Source organism: Flavobacterium limnophilum (assembly GCF_027111315.2).
Taxonomy (GTDB): Bacteria; Bacteroidota; Bacteroidia; order Flavobacteriales; family Flavobacteriaceae; genus Flavobacterium; species Flavobacterium limnophilum.
On sequence record NZ_CP114289.2, the window covers coordinates 2,739,191 to 2,763,855 of the forward strand.

Below are 24,665 nucleotides of genomic sequence, written 5' to 3' on the forward strand. Positions count from 1 at the left end.
ACAATTGCTTCGTTTCTTTTTTTTTTAAATATGCTATTTTCTTCTACTGGTAATGCGCAAGATTTCCAATGGGCAAGACAAATAAAAGGAATAACTTATGATTATGCTGATTTTGCAAACGGATTGGCAGTTGATAGCAATGAGAATACTTATACTGTAGGCAGTACTGAATCTCCATTATTTGATCTTGATCCAACTGTCACAGGGACAGAAATCATTGATAATACTATCATAAACAATAGTTTTCGAGGAACTTATTTGATAAAAACAGACAAAGATGGCAACTATCTTTGGGGATTAACATTTGCATTAAACAAAGGTAATTTCAATGGAAATGATACAGGATTTGATGTAAAAATTGGATCGGATGGTAATGTATATCTTTTATTATCACTAAGTGAATTAAATACTTCTTTAAATGTTATGGATACATTTATAAAAATTATAAAAATATCTCCTTCTGGAAACATTTTAACTTCAACAAGTATTAAACAAAACTACGGATTCAACAACAATATGTATGTTTATTCATTTGACTTAGATAATCAAAATAACATTTTTCTAAGCGGTTGGTTTGTGGGAAATATTTCAATAAACAACAATCCAAACTTAATTTTAAATAATGCCAATGGAATTGGCAACTATCTCCTTAAAATAAATAATAATGGCAATTTTGATTGGGCAAAACAGTTTAACATAGGCGACAATTCTTATAACAAATTAATTGTAAGACCTGATGGAAACATCAATATGCTTATACACAATTATAATAATTATAGGTTGTACAATATTGACAATGTAAATAAATCGATAATCTGGCAAAAAGATTTTGTAAATCAAGGACATAGAACTTTTGATGTTTCAAATAATGGAATTACGATACTTGGTAATAAAAATTATTATGACACAATTGATGTAGATCCTTCTTCTGCTGTCTTTAATGTCTCTGGATTTAATACCAGTTTTTTAATTTTTTTAAATTTAAATGGTGATTTAATAGATGTAAAACAATTTGAAAAACCTACAAATGGTGATATTACATTTACTGCAGTTACAACTGATAATGATGGAAATTATTTCTTTGGAGGACAATTTAAAGATACTATCGATTTAGACCCGTCTAGTAACATTTTCAATCTAACATCTAATGGCTACGATGGTGAAGCATTCTATTTAAAACTTGATTCAAATAGAAATTTTGATAGTGCATTTAAACTTGGAGATGAAAACCCAAAATTAAGTCCTTATAATAATTGCTATTTTATTGAAATTAAAGGGATAAAAATAGTAAATAAAAACAATTATTTAATGGGCGATTTTATGTGGACTTGTGATTTCGACCCTTCAACGACTACACAATATACGTTGAAAACCGTAAATAGTGGTACAATAAATAGAGACGGATTTATCCTAAAACTTGGACCTTGCGACGATAGTAAAGTTGTTGGAGATACAAATCAATCATTTTGTTCTGCTAAAAACCCAACAATTAGTGATATTAATCCAAACTCTAGTTCAATAAACTGGTATGATTCAAGCAATTCTAATACACCACTTGCAAAAACCACTCCTCTTCTAGATAATAAAAAATATTATGCAACTCGAAAAAACGGAAACTGTCCAGAAAGCACTGAACGATTAGAAGTATTAATTCACATCTCATCAAGTCCGCAAGCACCAACATCTATAAATCCTGAATTTTGTAAAAGCGACAATGCTAAACTAGCAGATATCAGCATTTCTGGGCAAAATTTAAAATGGTATGCAAACGTATCAGATGTTTCAAATATACCTATTACTACTTTATTAGAAAATGGCTCAACTTATTATGTTTCACAAACCGTAAATGGTTGCGAAAGCCCAAGAACTCCAATTCTAGTTCTAATACATAATACAGCATTGCCAACAACAACCTCACCTCAACCCTTCTGCATCCAGCAAAATGCAACTTTAAATTCCATTGCCATCTCAGGGCAAAACATAAAATGGTACGATGCTTTGACCAATGGACATCTATTAGCAGACACAACATTATTACAAAACGGAATAACTTACTATGCTTCACAAACCATAAACGGCTGCGAAAGCGAAAGAGCTCCAGTTTTAATAAACATTCAAAACACGGCAACTCCAACTGGAAATTCAACACAAACTTTTTGCGCCAGCCAAAACCCAACCCTAAATACTTTTGTAATTTCTGGAACTTCTATAAAATGGTATGATAATTCAACCGCAGGGAACGTTTTGCCAATTTCAACTCTTCTACTAGATGGACAAACCTATTATGCTTCACAAACTCTAAATGGTTGTGAAAGCCCAACCAGATTAGCCATAACTGTTGCGTTAATTTCTACTTTACCTGCAAATAATTATGCTGAATTATTCTGTGATGATTTGAATGACGGTACAGAAACCGTGAATTTAAACAGTTATAATTCCAGCATCATTTCAAATACTGCCACTTACAATTTCTCTTATTACAATTCCCTTACCGGTGCGGAAAATGAAACAGCAAGCAGTAAAATAAATAATTTTTCAAGTTACAAATTAGCTTTGGGAGAGAACAAAATCTATGTTCGCATCAATTCTAATACGCCTTGTTACGCCATTGCCGAATTGAAATTGACCCTTTTGTCCAAACCTAAAATTACCATTGAAGACATCGTGCCAATATGCGAAAGCAACAGTGTTACGATTGATGCCGGAGCTGGTTTTGATCATTATTTATGGTCAAACGGAGAAATTACGCAGACAATAACGGCATCCAATCCGGGTAATTTTTCGGTAACCGTGACGAATGATTATACAACTATTTCTTGCTCTAGCACTAAAAATTTCACGGTAAAGGAATCCGGCAAAGCCTCCATAAAAAGTATAGAAACACTTGACTGGACAGATACCGAAAACACAATAAGCGTCATTGCCACAGGGAAAGGTGTTTACGAATATTCCATTGATGGATCAAATTACCAAGACAGCAACGTTTTCCCGGGGTTGGCAAGTGGCAAATACATTATTCACGTAAGAGATAAAAATAATTGTGGAATAATAAAAACCGATGAAATATATCTGTTAATGTTCCCTAAATTCTTTACTTCAAACGGCGACGGATTTAATGACGCTTGGAAAATCAAATTCGCGGATGTTGAAGAAGGTTTGACCGTAAAAATATTCGACCGTTATGGCAAACTAATCAAAATGTTAAGTAACGTTACCGATGGCTGGAACGGAACATTCAACGGAACCGAACTTCCTGCCACCGATTATTGGTTTATAGTGACAAGAGCCAACGGCACTGAATACAAAGGGCATTTTAGTTTGAAACGATAACGGCTTTAAAACTTTTCCTCTTTTTTTCGAATGGCCAAAAGTGCCAAAACCGAAATCAAGGCAGCAACCGACAAATACAAGCCAACGTAGGCAATTCCATAATTTTTGGCCAACCAAATGGCGATAAGTGGCGCAAAAGAAGCTCCCAAAATTCCCGCCAAATTAAAGGTCAAAGAAGCACCGGAATACCGAACTTCCGTAGGGAACAACTCCGACAAGAATGTTCCCACCGGCCCGTAAGTCAGTCCCATCAATCCCATTCCGATACAAACAAAAGTGGTTATCATCGGCGTGCTTTCCGATTCCATAAAGAATGAAAAAGTGAATCCAAAAAGGGCTATCAAAGTAGATATAAAAACCAATATTTTTTTTCGTCCCAATTTATCCGCCAAAACTGCCGAAACAGGAATTCCAGCCACAAAAAACAAGATCGAAAACAACTGGATGATTAAAAAATCACGACGGCTAAATCCTAAATCAGTGGTTGCCCAACTCAAACTGAAAACGGTCATTAAATAGAAGGTCACAAAAGTCGCCACCGCAGCCAAAGTTCCGAAAATCAATTCCCATTTATAGGATTTCAAAATCGTCATCAACGGAATTTCTACTTGTTTCTTGGTCTCCAAAGCATTCTCGAAAGAAGGCGTTTCGGTGATTTTCAATCGAATGTAAAACCCAACCACAACCAATAATGAACTGGCGATGAATGGAATTCTCCAACCATAATCAAAAAATTGTTCTTCGGTCAACAAATCACTTAAAAGCAAAAAAGTTCCACCCGAAAGCAACAACCCAATTGGCGCACCCAATTGCGGAAACATTCCATACCAAGCACGTTTTCCCGGAGGCGCATTTTCGATGGCCAACAAAACCGCACCACCCCATTCGCCTCCCAAACCCAAACCTTGTCCAAAACGACAAAGCATCAATAACAACGGCGCAACGATTCCGATACTTTGATAGGTTGGCAACAATCCGATGCTAACTGTAGAAATCCCCATCGTCAACAAAGCCGCAACCAAGGTGGCTTTACGCCCAATTTTGTCTCCAAAATGCCCAAAAACTGCCGAACCAATGGGTCTGGCAAAAAAGGCAATCGAAAAAGTAGCCAAGGATTCGATCGTGGAAGTCGTAGGATCTGAACCCGGAAAAAACAATTGTGGGAATACCAAAACCGCCGCATTGGCATAAATATAAAAATCAAAAAACTCGATGGTGGTGCCTATTAAACTTCCAAAAAGTACGTGTGTTAGCGAATTTACTTTGGTGGGATTGGAATTGTTCTTCATAATGAATTATATTCTATTTCTATAAATTGATGTTAATTTTCGAAAACAACAAAGATTCAGTTCCAATATTTTGGTAATTTAGCATCAAATAAACTTTACTATGCCAACCGACTGTATCAGCTACCAAAACTCTGGATATTTTTCTCCTTTAATGAACGATTATTTAGACCAAAACCCTAATTTACAGTCACTTTACAACCGTTTTCCAAATCTTGAAAATTTCGAATCGCAAATAAAAGAAAAGAAAACCAACTACACTAATGAAAATCGAGCTGTTTTGGTTTCGGTTTTAAAAAATCAATATTCCAAAATTGCTACTTCTGCCTTGACCCAACAAAATATTGAAGCCCTGGCAAGTCCAGAAACTTTTACCATTACGACTGGACATCAGCTCAATTTATTTTCCGGCCCATTGTATTTTTTGTACAAAATTATTTCGACCATCAATCTGACAAAGGAATTAAAGGCAAAATATCCATCAGAAAATTTTGTACCCATTTATTGGATGGCAACCGAAGACCACGATTTTGACGAAATCAATTATTTTAATTTCAAAGGTCGAAAATTTCGCTGGAACAAGGAAAGCACCGGTCCCGTTGGACGATTATCTACCGAAGGATTGGAAGATTTCCTTGAAGTTTACACTCTTGAATTGGGTGCCGGCAAAAATGCCGAAGCCATCAAGAAACTTTTTCAGGAATCTTATTTGGACCATTCCAATTTAGCCGATGCCACTCGTTTCTTGGCAAACCAACTTTTTGGTGAATATGGCTTGGTAATTTTGGATGCGGACGATAAAGATTTAAAACGAACTTTTATACCGTATATAAAGGAAGAATTAACGTTGCAGACTTCCCATAAAAAAGTTCTCGAAACTACCGAGAAACTAAAAAACTACACCATTCAAGTCAATCCACGGGAGATTAATTTGTTTTATATGGAAGATGATTTGCGGGAACGCATCATTTTCGAAAACGGAAAATACAGCGTAAACAATACCAAAATGGAATTTTCGGAAACCGAGATTCTTACTTTATTGGAAAATTATCCCGAAAAATTCAGTCCCAACGTGATTATGCGTCCGTTGTACCAAGAAGTTATTTTGCCCAATTTATGCTACATTGGCGGAGGCGGAGAAATTGCCTATTGGCTGGAACTAAAATCATTTTTCGATGCAGTGAATGTTACTTTCCCTATACTTTTACTTCGAAATTCAGCCTTGTTGGCCTACGAAAAACAAGCCAAAAAAGCGGATAAATTAGAACTGTCTTGGAGCGATTTATTTTCGAAACAAACCGATTTGGTTAACCAAAAAACAAAATTGTTGGATGATTTCTCAATTGACTTGTCCATTCAAAAAGATTTTTTAAAAAACCAGTTTCATTACCTCCATAGTTTGGCGCAAAAAACCGATAAATCATTTCTTGGCGCCGTAAAAGCACAGGAAGCCAAACAAATTAAAGGCTTGGAAAATCTGGAAAAACGTTTGTTAAAAGCCCAAAAAAAGAAACATTCCGACGAATTGGAACGAATCACGGACTTGCAAAACGAATTGTTTCCCAACAAAAGTTTACAGGAACGCCAAACCAATTTCTCTGAATTTTATTTAGAAAACGGAAAGGAGTTGATTCAAAAATTAATTACCCAATTGAAACCTTTGGATACTAAATTTGAAGTTATAGTATTCTAGATTCACCTTTTTAATTGTTGATTTATTAAAATCAATTCACAAAAAAGTTATATTTTTGCATCCAATTTAAAAAAACCAAAAACAAAATGGCTACAAATAGAACTTTTACAATGATCAAACCGGATGCGGTTGCAAACGGACACATCGGAAATATATTGGCGATGATTACCAACGCTGGTTTCAAAATCGTTTCCTTAAAATTAACACAATTGACAGTGGCTGACGCACAAGCTTTTTATGCCGTTCACGCTGCAAGACCTTTCTACGGAGAATTGGTGGAATTTATGTCAAGAGGGCCAATAGTTGCCGCCATCTTGGAAAAAGAAAACGCCGTGGAAGATTTCAGGACTTTGATTGGAGCCACAAATCCAGCCGAAGCTGCCGAAGGAACAATACGTAAAACATACGCCACTTCTATTGGAGAAAATGCAGTTCACGGTTCTGACAGTGATGAAAATGCAGCCATCGAAGGTACTTTCCACTTTGCAGGAAGAGAGCAGTTCTAATATGCAGTGATCAGTTTTTAGTGATCAGTCGCTTTAACGACCATAGAAAAAATCCCATTTCGAAAAAATTATTCGAAATGGGATTTTTTTATTTAGAATTACAACTGAACACTAAAAACTGAACACTGACCACTATCTAAGAACAACGTCCTTCACCACATCACGACGCAATTCTTCGTTGATCATAGCCACAATTTTAGATTTCCCGTGGCTCAGTTCTTCCCGCAAAACTGCCGAAGAAAGTTCCACATACAAGGTACTTCCTTTCAAAACCACATTTTTTGTATAATGATTCACGCCGTTGCCCATCAAATTTTTCCAGGCCTCTCTCACGTCAATTTGATCCATACCGCCTTGCAACTTATTTACTTGGATAATTTGTTGCAGAATATCGCCAACCGTACTTTGATTATTTAGTCTTTTCGCCATCGCCCAAAATATTTAGTGGTTCTGCTTTCTTGTAATGGTATTCTTTTTTCTCGGCATTTTTAAAAACCAATTTTTTATCAGAAATGGTAATTAATTCCTCACTCCATTTGGCATAAGGCGTGACATAATCAAAAAAGACCTTGTCCTCTTGGAATCGTATTTTTACATCTTCTTGCGAATCATTCACTATAAAAGTTCCGTCCAACTGCGGCATCACTTTCTTTCGGAAACCTTTGTTGTTCTTGTCAATCTGGAAATAATCATAACTTTCGTTGATGCCGTATTCCTTGTCTTTTCCTTGGTCAAAAACCACTTTTTCAATTTCCCAATAGCCGTTAATTTTGGCGATATCTTCGGGTTTTATTTTTTGCTGGCAAGCAACAAAAAGAAACGACAAGAATAGAATTTTAAAAATGTTTTTCATAAATAATTATGTTTTATTAGAAGCCAATCCTACAGTTGACAATTCAGCCATCAGGGCTTGGAATTCAAGGATAAAATGGCATTTATTTTCCTAGACAAAGTTAACCTTATTAAATTCAAAGAAAACAAAAATAAAAAAAACTCGTTAAACTATTTTCTATATTTTTGGTCTTAACTCCAAATAAATAGTTTTAAGTATGTCAAAAATAATCTATAGTTTACTGACCCTATTGTTGTTTTCCAGTTGTAGCTCTGATTCAACAACTCCAACACCTAGTCCAACGGATACAGCCTATTTTCCACCGCTGACAGGCGATGTTTGGGAAACAAAATCCATAGCCAATTTAGGCTGGAAGCAAACTGCCGTTCAACCATTACTGGATTATTTGGCACTCAAAAACTCCAAAGGGTTTATCATACTCGTAAATGGTAGAATTGTAATGGAAAATTATTTCAACGGACATTCCGCAACAACGCCTTGGTATTGGGCAAGTGCCGGAAAAACATTAACATCAACCGTAACCGGAATTGCCCAACAGGAAGGTTTACTGAATATCAACAACAAAGTTTCAGATTATATTGGAACAGGCTGGACGAGTTTACCTTTGGCAAAAGAAAACTTGATTACCAATAAGCATTTACTTACCATGACTTCTGGCCTGGAAGACATTACCAATGGTGATGCCGTTGATCCAGCACATCTCACCTACAAAGCCGATGCAGGAACACGCTGGGCATACCACAACGTGTATGTGAAATTGCAAGATGTTGTTGCTTCGGCTTCTGGACAAAATTGGCCTAACTATTTTAATACAAAATTGAGGGACAAAATAGGAATGACGGGAACTTGGCTACAAGTGGACAACAATAGTGTATATTATAGTACCACCAGAAGTATGGCGCGTTTTGGTTTGCTGATGCTCAACAAAGGAAAATGGGAAAACACAACCATTCTAAACGAAACTTATTTTAATGAAGCCACGAATACTTCACAAAACATCAATTTGGGCTACGGCTATTTATGGTGGTTAAACGGAAAATCGAGTTATCATTTACCACAATCCCAACTGCAATTATCTGGAAGTATCATTCCTTCTGGGCCAAATGACATGTATATGGCTTTGGGCAAGAACGACCAAAAAATCTACGTGATTCCAAGCAAAAAAATGGTGGTCATTCGAATGGGTGATGCGGCCGATAGCGTGAATCTGGCTTTATCCGATTTTGATGATGTTTTGTGGCAAAAAATTAATGCTTTGTATCAATAATTTTCACTTGTTTTTAATGCCTCGCAAAAAGACGGACAAGTTTAAATATCAACACTAAAATCCCAATTATATACCACACGCTTTTGGAGCTGCTTTCTTCTTCTTCAACAACATATTGATTATTATTGACTCTAACAGCTTCTTTATCCTCAATATAATTCTCGCAATTATTTTCAAATGCGGGCTTTTCTTTAGTCAAAGAACATATAATCTCGAAGTTATAATATTTTTTGTTTTGGCATATTTTACAAATGTCAAATCTTTGTTCTGGTTCCATTTTACTTATATATATAATTTTTCAGTTAAACTAGCCTCATTTCAGTTTTTCCAATCACGGCATTTTTATTCTTTGCAAAATCAATTTGCCCGTTTCAAATTTTGGCTCAAAAAATCGACAGCTTTCATTTTTAAAATATCTTTTGACATTTTCTCACTTTCAAATTCAAAAAAAAGTTGATATCCCTTGCTTTTAAAGCATAAGGCAAATCCATTAAATTTAGCCTTGTCTGTTACAATTTTATATGACAGAAACTCTGTGTTTTCATTAATTTTCTCAACAAGCACCTTGTCTAACCTTCCATTTTTTTTTAAACTTTTAAAGTTTTCTTTTGCAGAATGTTCAGTATCCAAATCATGTATGAAAACATTGAAATTCTTCGGTGATTTAAATGCTAATCGCAAGGTATCATCATGATTGTTTTGAAAATAGAAATCCTTTTCGATTTTTAATTTTGTCTTGAAATCGATATATACAAGAGTGTCCTTTTTCAGTTTTATGACATCATACATTTCCTTATTAGCAATTGGCAAGGAATCCAATGCCTCATAATCAGTGTATAAAAAATTATTCGATGCTCTTTCTGTTATAATTCTGTTTATTTCCCTATTTTCTCTTGTTGCTTCTTCAAAATCCAACACTGGATTCGACGAATCATTGTTATAATTGTAAGAAGGTGATTTTCTGTCGCTTGAACACATGAATATCAACCTAACAATCAAAGTAAAAATACTGATTACAACAAAGATAGTTCTCCAATTTGAGGTACTCATATTATCTCAAGTCTTTTTGATTCAAGACAACGCTCTCCAATACTTTTCCTTTAGCATCGATGTAGTCGTATTTAATGGAAGTAATATTATAACGACGAACAATGTTCGAAATTCTTTTAAAATTATTGGCCCTCAAAATACTTTCTTTCAATAAATCATTGGCTCCTTCTGCTTTCAAAATTTCACCAAACTCTTTAGGTACTTCAACCTTGTAGACCAATTCATTGTTTTCTGTCAAATCAACTCTAACTAATTTGCTACCGTCATCATTTTTTATCGGCATATTCTCGTTTAACAGTTCCAACATACTCTTTACGGAAGAATCTATATTGGAGTTTGAAGACACGAATTCTTTTTCAGAATTTACTGTTTTTTGTTTTGACTGTTCATTGATTGTATTTTTGTCAACTACCAAGTCTGAAATCACGACATAATCATTGGCCAGAAAAAACATTTTGAAACTAACTCCTTCTTCCAACAATTCTCTTGAAGAAGCTTCTTTCTGAAGCATCTCTAAAAATATTTTTTCAAATGTTTTTGCATATATGCCATTGTTTTTTCCATTGGAATCCAAATTGGTTAGATAAGTTATCTCAATCTTGTTTTCTTCAAAAAAGGCTTCGGCTTTTGTGTATGTAATAATCTCGTTTCTAAAAAGACTCGACGAACTATTATATGAATTTACAAATTCCTGGACTTTTTGCGGTGTAGATTTACAACCTATCAACAGAAATTGAAAGGCAATCACCAACAGAATCACAACACTCTTTTTTTGCATTCTTTTATTAAGTTTTATATTAATAAACACTTGTTAAAGTGTTCAAATATAAACAAATTAAAAAGCAAAAAATCATTTATCAGGTAAAAACTTTGCTTTCTTTAAAAGAAAATTAAGATTCTTAGATATTTTATAACTGGAGTATTTACAAGAGCGCTCTTTACAACAACAGCTAAAAACAGGCTAAATTAACGCGCCATAAATCAACAAACATTTGATTTACACACTCTCTCGTATTCTCGTATAGCAACATAATTTAAAGAACCAATATAGCTTTAATAAAAATAACGAATTAAAAAGCGTCTTGTAAGAACAAATATTACCTGTTTTTCATCCTTTTAAAAAAACCAAGAATAAAGAAAATAGTCCCTAAAAAAAGAGAACTATAATACAACGGTATATTCTTTTCCCTAACAATATTGGACAAAACAAAGCAAACAACACTCACTAAATAGAAATAAATTGGAGAGATGTTTTTGAAGGAAGAAAAATTCATTATTTATTATTTAAAAAAACTATCAACAAACTCATATTTATTGAAAACCTGTAAATCCTCGATTCCTTCACCCACTCCAATGTATTTCACCGGAATCTGGAATTGATCAGAAATCCCGATAACGACACCACCTTTGGCAGTTCCGTCCAATTTGGTAACTGCAAGCGAGGTTACTTCGGTAGCCGCGGTAAATTGCTTGGCTTGTTCAAAAGCATTTTGACCTGTTGAGCCATCAATAACCAACATGACGTCGTGTGGCGCATCGGCAACGACTTTTTGCATCACGCGTTTTACTTTGGTCAACTCGTTCATCAGATTGATTTTGTTGTGCAAACGACCTGCTGTATCAATAATGACAATATCGGCATTTTGAGCAACTGCGGATTGCAAAGTGTCAAAAGCTACGGAAGCTGGATCGCTTCCCATATTTTGTCTCACGATGGGAACACCAACTCGGTCTGCCCAAATTTGTAATTGGTCGATAGCTGCTGCACGAAAAGTATCAGCTGCACCAAGAACCACTTTATACCCAGCTTTTTTGAATTGGTAAGCCAATTTTCCGATAGTGGTAGTTTTCCCAACTCCATTCACTCCCACAACCATCAAAACATAAGGTTTGGTATTGATTGGAATGACAAATTCGGTGGCTTCACCAGAATCAATTTCTGAAAGCAGCCCTGCAATTTCTTCTCGAAGGATTTGGTTTAATTCATCGGTTCCAAGAAATTTGTCTTCGGCAACACGTTTTTCAATTCTAGTGATGATTTTAAGAGTTGTATTAACTCCAACATCTGAAGAAACAAGAATTTCTTCCAGATTATCCAGAACCTCATCGTCCACCTTTGATTTACCGGCAACGGCTTTGGTCAACTTGGAAAAGAAAGACGTTTTCGATTTCTCTAGACCTTTGTCTAAAGTTTCCTTTTTTTCTGAAGAAAATATTTTTTTAAAAAAACTCATTTTAATTTATGGTTTGATTTTCCTGCTTTGGACTGTTTAAAAATACCAAATATTCAGCCCTTAAAATTTGATAGACAAATATATAAATAAAAAAGCTACTTCCGATTGAAAGTAGCTTTTCTATATAGTGCTATTTGGATTATTTCTTTTTCAAGAATTCATCAACTGCTTCAGGAGCCATAATAGATTCTACGAATGTATATGCACCTGTTTTAGGAGATTTTACCATTTTGATGGCTTTTGATAATCTCTTGGAAGATGTTTGTAACGATGCTACGGTTTTCTTTGCCATGATTCAAATGTTTTTTTATATTTTAATCAATCTCTAATGCAAGCATTTGAAATTTTATTAAAATCTCTAATTATTTAATTTCTTTGTGAACAGTTACTTTCTTCAAGATTGGATTAAATTTTTTAATCTCTAATCTGTCTGGAGTATTTTTTTTGTTCTTTGTTGTTATGTATCTTGAAGTTCCCGCAACACCTGATGTTTTGTGTTCAGTACATTCTAAAATTACCTGGATTCTATTTCCTTTTGCTTTCTTTGCCATCTTGATATATATTTAGGAGTGGATTATTTAATAAATCCTTCTGCTTGTGCTTTTTTCAAAACTGCAGCAATTCCATTTTTGTTAATTGTTTTTACCGTCGATGCAGCTACTCTTAGAGTAATCCATCTATCTTCTTCTGGAAGATAAAAACGCTTTTTAACTAAGTTTACAGAAAACTTTCTCTTAGTTTTATTCATAGCGTGAGAAACGTTATTTCCTACCATCGCTCTTTTACCTGTAAGGTCACAAACTCTAGACATTATTCTTATTTTTATCGTTATTCAAAATCAGGGTGCAAAGAAAAGGAAAATAAACGGATGAAGCAAAAAATTACGAGACATTTTTTAAAATTTCTTTTCGCAAAATTTCCAAGCTCTTGTTCACGGCTCTATCTATCACTTTTTCACGGGGTTGACCAAAATTAAATTCTTCAACAATTACTTCATTTGGTGTTGCCAATGCTATAAAAACAGAACCAACCTCTGCATCTGAATCGCCTTTCGTCGGTCCTGCATTCCCGGTCGTGGCAATGGCGTAGTCAGTTTTCATTATGTTTTTGACGTTGACAGCCATTTGTTTGGCCACTTCGGCACTTACAACCGAATATTTATTGATTAATTCTTCCGAAAGCCCCAAAACCGAAATTTTGGTTTCCGTTGCATACGATACCACGCTGCCTTTAAAATATTTAGACGCTCCGGAAACCGATGTCAACAACTGCGCAATATTGCCTCCTGTGCAACTTTCGGCGGTGGAAATGGTTTTATTTTGCTGTTTCAAAAGCCTTCCCACGACCGTTTCCAAGGTTTCATCATCATCAAAACCAACAATGATGTCACCAATTATTTTAGTTAAAGAAATCACGTTTTCTTCGATGGATTTTTCCAAAAACTGCTTGTCGGTTCCTCTTGCGGAAAGTCGCAATCGCACTCTTCCAGGAGCTGGCAAATAGGCCAATTTTATAAATTCCGGCAAATTATTCTCCCAGTCTTCAATTTGTTCCGCCACCGCACTTTCTCCTCGACCGTATGTCATGATGGTTTTATGAAGAATGTAAGGACGTTCATACTCTAGAACTACCTTGGGAATGATTTCGTTTTCGACCAAATATTTCATTTCAAAAGGAACTCCCGGAAGCGAAATAAAGACGGTGTTTTCTTTTTTCATCCACATTCCCGGTGCAGTACCCACTTCGTTGTGAAGCACGGTACATTTTGAAGGAACAAGAGCTTGATCTTTGTTGATTTGGGTAATGGTTCTTTTGTAAAAACCTTCTATCAGCTTGGTAACGTGGGCAAGAACGACTTCATCGACAATCAATTCATCGTCAAAATAATCGCAAAACGTTTTTTTGGTCACATCGTCTTTGGTTGGCCCAAGTCCACCCGTAATGAGGACTAAATCAACTTTGTTTTGGAATTTTAAAAAGGTATCGAGAATGTGCTGTTTGTCGTCACTGATGGAAATCATTTCGTGAACCTCGACTCCTATTCTATCTAACGACTTGGCTATAAAAGCGGAATTTGTATCGACAATTTGTCCTATTAGAATTTCGTCGCCTATAGTAACTATGGCTGCTTTCATTATTAATCTAGGATTTTAGAAATTATTGGAAATTCAAAAAAAAATGAATTTGAAGAAATAAAAAAATCGAGTAATTATCTACAAATCAAAGTCTTTTTTCAGTTCTTTAACAGCGTCTTCCACTTGATGTTTGACGCTCTTGAACGTTTCTTTGATTTCTTTTTTTTCACCCTCAACTTTTGTCCAAGCCTCGACTTGAAGAATTTCTTCAAAAGCCACTTTTAAACCGAGCAAATCAAGCGTTGGTTTAATTTTATGGGCATAAGCATAAGCATGCTTATGATCTTTCTTCTTGATTCCTTCTTTTATTTCGGCCAAATCCTCGGGAACTTCCGTAACAAACAAGGTCACGATTTGCAAGACAAATTCTGGATCGTTATCTGAAAGTGCGTACACTTTTGCTAAGTTGTAATGTAGTGCCATTATTTTATTTGTATACTAAATAGTTTATTTCCTTCTAAAAACCCTTCCAAAACGTCTTCCGATTTTACAGCCGCAACGCCCGCAGGAGTTCCGGTAAAAATAATGTCGCCTATTTTTAAAGTAAAATACTGGGAAACGAAAGAAATTAGTTCATCAATTTTCCACAACATGTGACTGGCATTCCCTTTTTGTACCGTTTTATTATTATTGGTCAATTCAAATGTAACATTTTCTAATGAATTAAATTGACTTTTTGGCAAAAAATCACCGATAACTGCCGAACCGTCAAACGCTTTCGCTTTTTCCCACGGCAATCCTTTTGCTTTTAATTCCTTTTGCAAATCACGAGCCGTAAAGTCTATCCCCACAGTAATCTCGTCATAATATTTATGGGCAAACTTGGTGTCGATATATTTCCCCACCTTGTTTATTTTGACAATCAACTCAATTTCGTGGTGAATGTCATTTGAAAATTCAGGTATCACGAAAGGATGTTGCTTCAACAAAATAGCCGAATCGGGCTTCATAAAAACAACAGGCTCCGACGGTCTTTCGTTTTGTAATTCCGCAATATGATCGACGTAATTTCTACCGATGCAGATTATCTTCATTCTTTATTTTAGTTGGGAGTTGGAAGCTGGGAGATGGAAGTTGTCTTCAAGCTTCCAACATCCATCTTCTAACTTATTTCGTATTCAATTTTCTCAATTTAATTGCTGTCAAAACTTTCTTCGTATACAATGGAAAATCAGCATTTTGAATCCAACTAAAATAGCCTGGCTCACTTTCTAGAACAACATCAACTTTAACTCCTTTGTGTTTTCCAAAAGTAAAAATTTCATTATCATCTTTGTCAAAAGCAATCATTCCAGCAAAATCAGCAATTTTTTTTCTGGTTGTAAATTCTGAAAGCAATTTTATGTCGTTTTCCAATTCCGGATAACGGTCCAATTGGGCTTTCATGATTTCGTAAGTCGCCATAGTATCGGCTTCGGCCGAATGTGCGTTATCGAGACTTTGTCCGCAATAGAATTTTAATGCCGCGCTCAATGTTCTTTCTTCCATTTTATGAAAAATAGTTTGAACATCGACTGAAACCCTGTTTTTCATGTCAAAATCCACTCCGGCACGAAGCATTTCTTCAGCCAATAACGGAATATCAAAACGATCCGAATTGTATCCAGCCAAATCCGAATCCTTAATCATGTTGTACACCTGGGAAGACAATTCCTTAAAAGTGGGCTCATTGGCCACTTTTTCGTCGCTGATTCCATGAATGGCAGTGGATTGTGGAGGAATTGGAATGGTTGGATTAACCAACCACGTTTTGGTTTCTTTATTTCCGTTGGGAAAAACTTTGAAGATTGATATTTCAACAATTCGATCTTTGGCGACATCAATTCCGGTAGTTTCTAAGTCGAAAAAACAAATTGGTTTGTTAAGCTTGAGCTCCATTTTTTATTTTTAGAATGACAAATATATCTTTTTGAACTTACAGTTCGTCGATTATTTAAAAAAATTTTGGACAAAAAACAAAAAACCCGACCAATTAAAAAAACGGTCGGGCATATGTATTAAAAATTCCGCATTAAACGTAAAAATCGCTGTCTAAATCAAATGCTTCAAGATATTCGGCAACACGTTTTACAAAACTTCCTCCCAATGCGCCATCCACAACTCGATGGTCGTAACTGTGCGAAAGGAACATTTTTTGGCGAATGCCAATAAAATCGCCTTCTGGCGTTTCGATAACGGCCGGCACTTTTCTTATCGCTCCAAGAGCCAAAATCCCCACTTGTGGTTGGTTGATGATTGGAGTTCCAAAAACACTGCCAAAAGTTCCCACATTCGTCACGGTATAAGTTCCGCCTTGGGTGTCGTCTGGCTTTAATTTTCCGGCTTTGGCACGGCTTCCAAGGTCGTTCACGGCTTTAGCCATTCCTACCAAGTTCAATTGATCCGCATTTTTTATTACAGGAACAATCAAGTTTCCATTTGGCAATGAAGCAGCCATTCCCAGATTTATATTTTTCTTTTTGATGATAAAATCACCATCTACGGCGATGTTCATCATTGGATAATCTTTCAAGGCTTTGGCTACAGCCTCCATAAAAATGGGCGTATAAGTCAACTTCTCGCCTTCTCTTTTTTCGAAAGTAAATTTTACTTTTTCCCTCCATTTTACAATATTGGTCACATCCACTTCGATAAACGATTGCACATGTGCCGAAGTTTGCACCGAAGCCACCATATATCCAGCAATCAACTTGCGCATTCGATCCATTTCGATGATTTCGTCACCTCCGTTTACAGAAACTGGCGCAGTCTGTGGTTTATTGATTATAGCTTGTGGTTGAGCAACTGTTTTTGGCACCTCAACTACATTAGGCGCAACAACACCTCTGGTTTTTATATAATTTAAAATATCCTCTTTGGTAACTCTTCCGTCTTTTCCTGAACCCGCAATATTTTCCAATTCAGCAAGAGAAATACCTTCTTCCTTGGCAATATTCTTGACCAATGGCGAGAAGAATTTATCGGAATCAGAGAAATTTGTTGGCACAGAAACAGTTTCTTTGGCCGCTTCAATACTTTTTTCTATGGCTGCCACTTCAACCGGAGCAACAACTTCTTGTTTTGCACTTCCTGAATCTGAATCAGCTTCAGTTTCGATAATGGCAATCGTCTGGCCTACTTGAACCACATCGTCTTTAGCAAACAATTGTTGCACCAACACACCCGAAACCTCGCTTGGCACTTCGCTATCGACTTTGTCAGTTGCAATTTCGAGTACGACTTCGTCGACTTCAATTTTGTCGCCCACTTGTTTCAACCAATTGGTAATGGTTGCTTCCGCCACGCTTTCTCCCATTTTGGGAAGTTTCAATTCAAATCTTGCCATATTATTACCTATGAAGGTGATTTTGATTTTGTGTCAGCAAAATTAATAAAATAAACACGAATTTTACGAATTTAACCAACTTTAGTTTCAATCTAAATTTAATGAATTTGTAAAATTTTTAATTCAAAAAATTTGAAATCTTGACAATTTCGCCTCTATCAAAACTACTGTTGCTGCCAATCAAAAAATTAGACGATTCAGGAAGAATTTTAAAAGTAAAGCTCTTGTTTTTATTGGCTTCAAAATCATTAATTATCGCTTTAAAATCGAGATGATTCTGGTCGAAAATAATTTCTGTCCTAGTACTTTTAGAAAATGATTCCTGTTTTTTTTGAAGTTCAACTGCTTGATTGAATTGTTTTTCTAATTTCTCTTTCAGAATTTGATTGCCTGAAACCAGGATATAGTTTTCTGGAGAAAACTTTGGTTTTGGTTTTCCTTGAAACATTTTCACGAAAGAAAAAAACACGATTCCCATTTCCATAAAAACAGAAAACAAAAACGATACTCGAAAATGTTTTTTGTAAAAAAAGTTCATCGCTTCGCGGAATCGCTTCATGTACGTTCCATCTTTCACGGTGCTTTCTCCTTTATAATGTATCACGGAAGTTTCGTGAAAATAATAATTGGATTTCCCTTTTTTCAACGCCATATACGACAAATCAATATCGTCCGAATACATGAAACAATTTTCGTCGAAACCCCCAATTTCATTATAAAATTCTCGCTTCATCAGCATAAAAGCGCCAACGAGAATCTCTACTTTTCCAGTTTCGTTTTCCGATAAATGTTGGGCATAATACTTTCCGAATGTCTTTGGAAAAATTTTATACAAACCGACAATTTTGGTAAAAGCCACAAACGGAGTTGGAGTTCCACGCTTGCATTCCGGAAGGAAATTTCCAGTTCCGTCGATGAGTTTCACGCCAACGATTCCCAAGTCTTTTTGTTTTTTGGCGAAAGCCAATACTTTCGCAAAAGTATCTTCGGCAACAACCGTATCGGGATTGAGGATGCAAATATATTCGCCTTTGGCCTGACTTACGCCAATGTTGTTTCCTTTCGGAAAACCTGAATTTTCTTTGTTTTCGATGAGTTTCACGTTCGGAAAACGTTTTTTCATCATTGCACAACTATCGTCAAGAGAATTGTTGTCGATGACAATAATCTCGGCATCGATATTTTGTATCGCATTCTGGACACTTAGAACACAAAGTTCCAAGAAATAGCGCACGTTGTAATTAAGGATGATGATGGATAGTTGCATTTTCAAGAATTAATAAAGCAACTTGGTTAAGTCGTCTGGATTTTGCTTGTTATTCCAAAATAAAATCAAGTCGATTTGAGATTTATCTTCAATGATTTTATAATACAAAGTAGTCTGTTTTGAAATTACCAATGAATAAAAATTATTTTTGGAGTTGTAAATTCCTATTTCAGGAGTTTTGAATAATGTTGCCAGAAAATCATAAACTAAATCTTCAAATTTCTGAACTTCAACTTCATTCCATTTTGACAAAATAAAATCTATTTCGTTGAAATAACTAAGCGTTGCAACTTCTTTCCATTCAATTTTATAAATCATTTCAAAAAAGGATATCTTAGCTTGGTTCTCCTTTTCATTTCTTCGTTAGATATTCCCAAACCCATTTTGCTTTGCTCCAAACCTATGGCCAACAATTTCCGCAACAAGATTTCTTGTTCATCTGTATTGCTTGGATCTAGCTTTTCTGCAAAAGTTGTTTTATAATCCGTTGCATGTTCCTGAACAGCATCCTGTTTTTTATCAATCGAACGTTTCTTTGGATTTTCCATCGTGAGAGAATTTAAAACTCAAATGTACGCAATAATTCCAAAACAAAAAAAAGCTGCTTCGATTTGAAACAGCTTTCTAAGTATTTAAAAATAAAGTTTTTATTGACCCGCTTCTTTTTTGGCATCTTCTACCATTTTTTCATTGGCCAAAATCGCAAATTCAACACGGCGGTTTTGAGTTCTTCCTTCGGCAGTGTCGTTGGTTGCAATTGGATCGGCAATTCCCAACCCGGTTGTTTTAAAACGAGAACTAACCAATCCGTTTGACGTCAAATAATTCTTCACCGATTCTGCTCTTTTTTGAGAAAGAGTTAGATTGAATTCTGGACTTCCCGTACTGTCAGTGTAACCATAAATCTCGATATTGGTATCGGCATATTCCTTAAATACTGGAACCAATTTATCTAAATTGGCTTTCGCATTTGCAGTCAAGGTTGCTTTCCCAGTGTCAAAACGCACCGCATTTTCGTTTAAAACCAAACGAATTCCTTCACCTACTCTCTCTACGTCGGCTCCAGGTAATGCTTGATCGATTTGTCTGGCTTGTTTGTCCATTTTATTTCCAATCAATGCTCCTGTTCCTCCACCAACTGCAGCTCCAATAAGAGCGCCTCCAGCTGTTCCAATTTTTGAATTATTTCCTATTATTGCACCAATCAAAGCTCCAGTTGTAGCACCAATCCCTGCTCCTTTTTGAGTATTGTTTGCGTTTTGCATTGAGCTGCAACTTGCAAAAAGTGTTGCCAATACAAACAAGCTGCTTATTCCTAAAATTGATATTTTTTTCATCATTATTTATTTATTGGTTTATTTTTTCAAATTGATAGGTAATATTCTTTTTTTGTCCCCCAACATCTATCTTGTCAATTAACTGAAAAGATGTTTCGGTTTGATTAGCTACTGTTAACAAATAACCTTGGGTAACAGTTTTAGATTTTACGCCGGCTTCCACAATTTTAAGCACAAAAACGCCTTCTTTGTTGATGCTCCAAACAATTGGCGAGCTGAAGGCTGGACAACCTGCCTTTGTCAAACTCATGTTTCCCTTGTTGTTGTTCGAAATGAAATGCCAAGTGCTTCCAACGAAACATTTAGAATCGGCAATTTGAAATGAATTTACCGCAATATAATCTGACCCAGGATAAGAAACGCTTGTTATTTGCCAATCTCCCTTGATGGCCACTTGGGAACTTTTGTCCAATTTCGTGCCGGCAACGGGTTCGCTTTTTACAGGTTCACTTGTTGTACTGGATGCACTTTTGCAGGCAAAAAGCAAAACGCCAACTATCATCAATGCAATAATTTTCTTCATTTTTATAGGCTTTTTAAGATTAAACTTAAAACAAAGGTACAATGAAGCTTCCAAAAATTGTTTCAAAATAAAAATTTTTTGTATCAAAATTAACAGTTCCGACATTTTGTCACTTTGACCTTAATTGGTATCTTATTTGAGTAAACAGTAAACAATTATAAAACTATAAAAACTTAAAATATGGCAACTGGACAAATTAACGTTTCGGTAGAGAACATCTTCCCTTTGATCAAGAAATTCTTGTACAGCGATCACGAAATATTTTTGCGTGAATTGATTTCCAATGGAACAGATGCTACTCTAAAATTAAAACATTTAACAAGCATTGGCGAAGCCAAAGTGGAATATGGCAACCCAATTCTGGAAGTAAAAATCGACAAAGAAGGCAAAAAACTGCACATTATCGACCAAGGTTTGGGGATGACTGCCGACGAAGTGGAGAAATACATCAACCAAATCGCTTTTTCAGGGGCCGAAGAATTCTTGGAAAAATACAAGGATTCCGCCAAAGATTCAGGAATTATCGGTCATTTTGGTCTTGGATTTTATTCTGCTTTTATGGTGGCTTCCAAAGTGGAAATTATTACAAAATCATATAAAGACGAACCGGCTGCACACTGGATTTGCGACGGAAGTCCAGAATTTACTTTGGAACCAGCCGACAAAACCACTCGTGGAACCGAAATTATTTTACACATTGCCGAAGATTCATTGGAATTTCTGGAAGAATACAAAATCAAGGAATTGTTGAATCGTTACAACAAGTTTATGCCTGTTCCAATTAAATTTGGAACCAGAAAAGAAAAAATAGAACAAAAGAAAGGCGAATTTGTAGAATCAGAAAACAAAGACGAAATTTTCACCGAAGTGGAAGTTGATAACATCATCAATAACCCAAATCCGGCTTGGACCAAACAACCAACGGAATTAACGGATGCAGATTACAAAGATTTCTACCGTGAAGTCTATCCAATGCAATTTGAAGAACCGTTGTTTCACATCCATTTGAACGTGGATTATCCATTCAACTTGACTGGTATTCTGTATTTCCCAAAATTGGGTTCCGATTTGCAAATCCAGAAAGACAAAATCCAATTGTACCAAAACCAAGTTTACGTTACCGACAACGTGGAAGGAATCGTGCCTGAATTCTTGACAATGCTGAAAGGTGTTATCGATTCTCCGGACATTCCATTGAACGTTTCTCGTTCTGGCTTACAAGCTGATGGTGCAGTGAAGAAAATCTCGAACTACATCACTCGCAAAGTAGCCGATAAATTGAAATCTTTGTTCACGGAAAACCGCGAAGATTTTGAACAAAAATGGAACGATATCAAAATTGTTTTGGAATACGGAATGCTTTCGGAAGATAAATTCTACGAAAAAGCCGGTGCATTCGTTTTGTATCCAACAGTTGATAACAAATACTTCACTTTGGAAGAATTGAAAGAAAACTTGAAGGAAAACCAAACCGACAAAGACGGAAAATTGGTGGTTCTTTACGCTGGAAACAAAGAAGCACAACACTCTTACATCGAAATTGCCAAAGAAAAAGGATACGAGGTATTGCTTTTGGATTCGCCAATTATCTCGCATTTGATCCAAAAAATTGAAGGCGACAACAAAGATTTGACTTTCGTTCGTGTCGATTCAGACCACATCGATAATTTAATCAAGAAAGAGGAAACGACTATTTCTAAATTGTCCGACACCGAAAAAGAAAGTTTGAAAGCTTCATTGGAAACTTATATTCCAAAAGCTTACACGGTACAATTGGAAGCTTTGGACAGCAATGCCGCTCCGTTCATCATCACGCAACCCGAATTTATGCGTCGTATGAAAGAAATGAGCCAGTCTGGTGGTGGCGGAATGTTTGGAATGGGAAATATGCCGGAAATGTACAATTTGGTGGTAAATACCAACTCCGATTTGGCTTCCAATATCTTGAACACCGAAGACAAAACAACCCAAGAAGGTTTGGTAAAACAAGCTTTGGACTTGGCCAAATTATCTCAAAACCTGTTGAAAGGCGAAGAACTTACGGCTTTCGTGAAGAGAAGTTTTGATTTGATTAAATAAGCAGAGAACCCGTTTTATGCAATAAAACGGAGTGAATCGCTTATTCCGAACTTCGTTCGGAATTTTTTCGAAAATAGAAAATTCAAAACCTGCAAGTGAAAATTTGCAGGTTTTTTTTTGTTTTGGAGCAGAATGAATGTTTTCTAAAAGACCATAATTACCTATCAAATAGATTTTTTCAAAATACAATTTCTTTTTAAGTTAAACACTCATTTGATGGTTTGTAAATAAATATTTATATATTTGACAATGAATACTACGCATAAATGCAACCAAAAACATTCGCATAACATAACAATTTAGAACAAAAAAACTGGCAATTTTATGCGTATATAAAATAGTTAGCAGAAATTCAACAACAAAATCTCGAATTAAACGAGTTAAAAATGGATATTAGCAAAAAAACAATTACCGGAGATTTATCTATCAACAAACCTGAAACTAACTCTCCATATTTATGGAAATACCTTGATTTACATAGATTCATTTATCTTCTAACGGAACAAAAATTATTCTTCACAAGATTAGACAAATTAGAAGATCCATTTGAAGGTGTAGCTATTAAGATTCTTCGTGATGACGCTAAATACTCCAAATTCTTTTCTACTCCTGATTATTTTCCAAAATCCTTTTCACCAGAGGAAAAAATTCAATTGGAAAATGAGAGAAAATCACACCAAAAAATTCGTGAGAAGGAAATTGCAAAATATCAAACCCAACAATATGTAAATTGCTGGTTTGCTTGTGATAGAGAATCAATGGCTATGTGGAATCTTTATTCTAATAGAGATTCAGTGGCAATTAGAATTGAATTTGAGAAATCGAAAGACTTGCTTGAAGAATCATTTAAAAAAGTAATTTCAGAGAATGATAAAAAAATGTCAATTCTTGGGCAAGAAATAAAATATTTGAGACTAAATCCATTTGATGAAAATCTTCCGAAGCAAAATTTTAGATTTAGCGGATTGAAAAAAGATGTGTCATTCGAATATGAAAAAGAATATAGATTTTTAATTGCAACAACTCCTTTAAAAACTCAACCTCCTTTTTTTGCAGTTCCAATAGAAATTAAAAAATTGGAGATGTCAATCATTGCTCATCCTAATATGGAATCTTGGAAATTAAATAATTTGCGAAAATTATTAAATATGACAAATTTGAAAATAGATATCGAAAAATCTTCAACATTATTGAGGTCAATGAACTTCAGCTAACCGCCGTTTCAAGACATTGCCGGGTTTTCGGTAGCCGGAACTAGCGGTTTCCCCTGCTGGCGCGAGCGTCCCGCTCGTGCATATAATCAAAATAAAAAATAAAGAAATTACAAGAAATGGGTACGAGCGGGACGCTCGCACTAGCTGTGAGACAACTATAAATAAAAACTAATAAATGCACGTAATTTTAATTATTCTACCGCTATTATTTCAAATTATTTTTGGCAGAAAAGCTATTGGAGGAGATATTAAATTGAGCTTTGGAACCATTTGTTTAATTAGTTTTTTTGGCCAAATCCTGTTCACCATTTTAGCATTTAATCTAATTGTATATTATCTTGAAAAGAACAATAATGCTTGTGGAATGCCATTAGTTGGACTTGTAATGTTTTCTTTATTATTTACTTTAATCTTATCGATAACAATATTTATTCAATACCGTATTAAAAAGTCATATGGAGATGATGATGAAATTGAAGACGAAGACGAAGATGAAAATGACAAAATTGAAGATGAACAAGATGATGAAGATGAAGAATACGAAATTAATTGAAAGGAGAAGAATT

General features: G+C 35.3%; 27 protein-coding genes. 7 read left to right on the forward strand and 20 right to left on the reverse strand.

Annotation, left to right across the window (positions count from 1 at the left end):
- The first annotated feature begins 30 nt into the window (after positions 1 to 30).
- The gene (locus tag OZP13_RS11405; protein ID WP_281297212.1) at positions 31 to 3,330 is read left to right on the forward strand and encodes an Ig-like domain-containing protein; all 3,300 of its coding nucleotides are present in this window, start codon (positions 31 to 33) and stop codon (positions 3,328 to 3,330) included.
- A gap of 5 nt (positions 3,331 to 3,335) precedes the next feature.
- Here OZP13_RS11405 and OZP13_RS11410 read toward each other — a convergent pair whose 3' ends face one another.
- On the reverse strand, positions 3,336 to 4,619 hold the full coding sequence (locus OZP13_RS11410; protein WP_281297213.1) for an MFS transporter: 1,284 nt from the start codon (positions 4,617 to 4,619) through the stop codon (positions 3,336 to 3,338).
- Between the two features lie 100 nt (positions 4,620 to 4,719).
- On the opposite strand from OZP13_RS11410, the gene bshC reads away from it, so the two are divergent.
- A complete protein-coding gene (bshC, locus tag OZP13_RS11415) occupies positions 4,720 to 6,309 on the forward strand; it encodes a bacillithiol biosynthesis cysteine-adding enzyme BshC (protein ID WP_281297214.1) in 1,590 nt (529 codons plus the stop codon).
- Positions 6,310 to 6,395: 86 nt separating this feature from the next.
- A complete protein-coding gene (locus OZP13_RS11420) occupies positions 6,396 to 6,815 on the forward strand; it encodes a nucleoside-diphosphate kinase (RefSeq protein WP_269240281.1) in 420 nt (139 codons plus the stop codon).
- A 132-nt stretch (positions 6,816 to 6,947) separates the two neighbouring features.
- On the opposite strand, the gene OZP13_RS11425 is transcribed toward OZP13_RS11420, so the two are convergent.
- Positions 6,948 to 7,244, reverse strand: a complete 297-nt coding sequence (locus OZP13_RS11425; protein ID WP_269240282.1) for a DciA family protein — start codon at positions 7,242 to 7,244, stop codon at positions 6,948 to 6,950.
- Entirely contained in the window at positions 7,225 to 7,668 is a 444-nt protein-coding gene (locus OZP13_RS11430; protein ID WP_269240283.1) for a lipocalin family protein, read from the reverse strand. Before OZP13_RS11430 ends, OZP13_RS11425 begins: the two co-directional genes overlap by 20 nt.
- A gap of 196 nt (positions 7,669 to 7,864) precedes the next feature.
- Between OZP13_RS11430 and OZP13_RS11435 the strand changes: the two genes are divergently transcribed.
- Positions 7,865 to 8,935: a serine hydrolase domain-containing protein gene (locus tag OZP13_RS11435; RefSeq protein WP_281297215.1), complete on the forward strand. Its 1,071-nt coding sequence runs from the start codon at positions 7,865 to 7,867 to the stop codon at positions 8,933 to 8,935.
- Between the two features lie 13 nt (positions 8,936 to 8,948).
- Here the strand turns inward: OZP13_RS11435 and OZP13_RS11440 are convergent, their stop codons facing one another.
- From OZP13_RS11440 to OZP13_RS11520, 17 genes are all read right to left on the reverse strand, one after another.
- Positions 8,949 to 9,212, reverse strand: coding sequence for a hypothetical protein (locus OZP13_RS11440; protein WP_269240285.1), 264 nt, complete (start codon positions 9,210 to 9,212; stop codon positions 8,949 to 8,951).
- Between the two features lie 80 nt (positions 9,213 to 9,292).
- A complete protein-coding gene (locus OZP13_RS11445; RefSeq protein WP_281297216.1) occupies positions 9,293 to 9,850 on the reverse strand; it encodes a hypothetical protein in 558 nt (185 codons plus the stop codon).
- Between the two features lie 136 nt (positions 9,851 to 9,986).
- On the reverse strand, positions 9,987 to 10,763 hold the full coding sequence (locus tag OZP13_RS11450) for a hypothetical protein (RefSeq protein ID WP_281297217.1): 777 nt from the start codon (positions 10,761 to 10,763) through the stop codon (positions 9,987 to 9,989).
- A gap of 502 nt (positions 10,764 to 11,265) precedes the next feature.
- Positions 11,266 to 12,219 (reverse strand): signal recognition particle-docking protein FtsY, encoded by a 954-nt coding sequence (ftsY, locus tag OZP13_RS11455; protein WP_281297218.1) that lies wholly within the window; start codon positions 12,217 to 12,219, stop codon positions 11,266 to 11,268.
- Between the two features lie 139 nt (positions 12,220 to 12,358).
- Positions 12,359 to 12,511, reverse strand: a complete 153-nt coding sequence (locus OZP13_RS11460; RefSeq protein ID WP_073370281.1) for a DUF4295 domain-containing protein — start codon at positions 12,509 to 12,511, stop codon at positions 12,359 to 12,361.
- 70 nt (positions 12,512 to 12,581) lie between these two features.
- The gene (gene rpmG / locus OZP13_RS11465) at positions 12,582 to 12,770 is read right to left on the reverse strand and encodes a 50S ribosomal protein L33 (RefSeq protein ID WP_281297219.1); all 189 of its coding nucleotides are present in this window, start codon (positions 12,768 to 12,770) and stop codon (positions 12,582 to 12,584) included.
- 23 nt (positions 12,771 to 12,793) lie between these two features.
- The gene (gene rpmB, locus OZP13_RS11470; RefSeq protein ID WP_066078045.1) at positions 12,794 to 13,030 is read right to left on the reverse strand and encodes a 50S ribosomal protein L28; all 237 of its coding nucleotides are present in this window, start codon (positions 13,028 to 13,030) and stop codon (positions 12,794 to 12,796) included.
- Positions 13,031 to 13,100: 70 nt separating this feature from the next.
- Complete coding sequence (locus OZP13_RS11475) at positions 13,101 to 14,354, reverse strand: competence/damage-inducible protein A (protein WP_281297220.1); 1,254 nt, start codon at positions 14,352 to 14,354, stop codon at positions 13,101 to 13,103.
- Positions 14,355 to 14,432: 78 nt separating this feature from the next.
- Entirely contained in the window at positions 14,433 to 14,777 is a 345-nt protein-coding gene (locus tag OZP13_RS11480; protein WP_281297221.1) for an Hpt domain-containing protein, read from the reverse strand.
- A complete protein-coding gene (locus OZP13_RS11485; RefSeq protein WP_281297222.1) occupies positions 14,777 to 15,388 on the reverse strand; it encodes a fumarylacetoacetate hydrolase family protein in 612 nt (203 codons plus the stop codon). The genes OZP13_RS11480 and OZP13_RS11485 overlap by 1 nt, the downstream gene beginning before the upstream one ends.
- 73 nt (positions 15,389 to 15,461) lie before the next feature.
- Positions 15,462 to 16,232, reverse strand: coding sequence for a 3'-5' exonuclease (locus OZP13_RS11490; RefSeq protein ID WP_281297223.1), 771 nt, complete (start codon positions 16,230 to 16,232; stop codon positions 15,462 to 15,464).
- Positions 16,233 to 16,365: 133 nt separating this feature from the next.
- Positions 16,366 to 17,679: a dihydrolipoamide acetyltransferase family protein gene (locus OZP13_RS11495; RefSeq protein WP_281297224.1), complete on the reverse strand. Its 1,314-nt coding sequence runs from the start codon at positions 17,677 to 17,679 to the stop codon at positions 16,366 to 16,368.
- Between the two features lie 118 nt (positions 17,680 to 17,797).
- On the reverse strand, positions 17,798 to 18,946 hold the full coding sequence (locus OZP13_RS11500; RefSeq protein ID WP_281297225.1) for a glycosyltransferase family 2 protein: 1,149 nt from the start codon (positions 18,944 to 18,946) through the stop codon (positions 17,798 to 17,800).
- A 9-nt stretch (positions 18,947 to 18,955) separates the two neighbouring features.
- Positions 18,956 to 19,264, reverse strand: coding sequence for a hypothetical protein (locus tag OZP13_RS11505; protein ID WP_269240289.1), 309 nt, complete (start codon positions 19,262 to 19,264; stop codon positions 18,956 to 18,958).
- Positions 19,261 to 19,494 (reverse strand): hypothetical protein, encoded by a 234-nt coding sequence (locus tag OZP13_RS11510; RefSeq protein WP_269240290.1) that lies wholly within the window; start codon positions 19,492 to 19,494, stop codon positions 19,261 to 19,263. The genes OZP13_RS11505 and OZP13_RS11510 overlap by 4 nt, the downstream gene beginning before the upstream one ends.
- 99 nt (positions 19,495 to 19,593) lie before the next feature.
- Positions 19,594 to 20,283, reverse strand: a complete 690-nt coding sequence (locus OZP13_RS11515) for a YiaD family glycine zipper/OmpA-like lipoprotein (RefSeq protein WP_269243682.1) — start codon at positions 20,281 to 20,283, stop codon at positions 19,594 to 19,596.
- 10 nt (positions 20,284 to 20,293) lie between these two features.
- On the reverse strand, positions 20,294 to 20,806 hold the full coding sequence (locus OZP13_RS11520) for a lipocalin family protein (RefSeq protein ID WP_269240291.1): 513 nt from the start codon (positions 20,804 to 20,806) through the stop codon (positions 20,294 to 20,296).
- Positions 20,807 to 20,986: 180 nt separating this feature from the next.
- On the opposite strand from OZP13_RS11520, the gene htpG reads away from it, so the two are divergent.
- From htpG to OZP13_RS11535, 3 genes are all read left to right on the forward strand, one after another.
- The gene (gene htpG, locus OZP13_RS11525; RefSeq protein WP_281297226.1) at positions 20,987 to 22,885 is read left to right on the forward strand and encodes a molecular chaperone HtpG; all 1,899 of its coding nucleotides are present in this window, start codon (positions 20,987 to 20,989) and stop codon (positions 22,883 to 22,885) included.
- A 386-nt stretch (positions 22,886 to 23,271) separates the two neighbouring features.
- Entirely contained in the window at positions 23,272 to 24,099 is an 828-nt protein-coding gene (locus tag OZP13_RS11530) for a DUF2971 domain-containing protein (RefSeq protein ID WP_269240293.1), read from the forward strand.
- A 175-nt stretch (positions 24,100 to 24,274) separates the two neighbouring features.
- Positions 24,275 to 24,652 carry a hypothetical protein gene (locus tag OZP13_RS11535; protein ID WP_269240294.1) on the forward strand — a complete coding sequence of 126 codons (378 nt, stop codon included), beginning with the start codon at positions 24,275 to 24,277 and terminating at the stop codon, positions 24,650 to 24,652.
- Positions 24,653 to 24,665 lie beyond the last annotated feature (13 nt).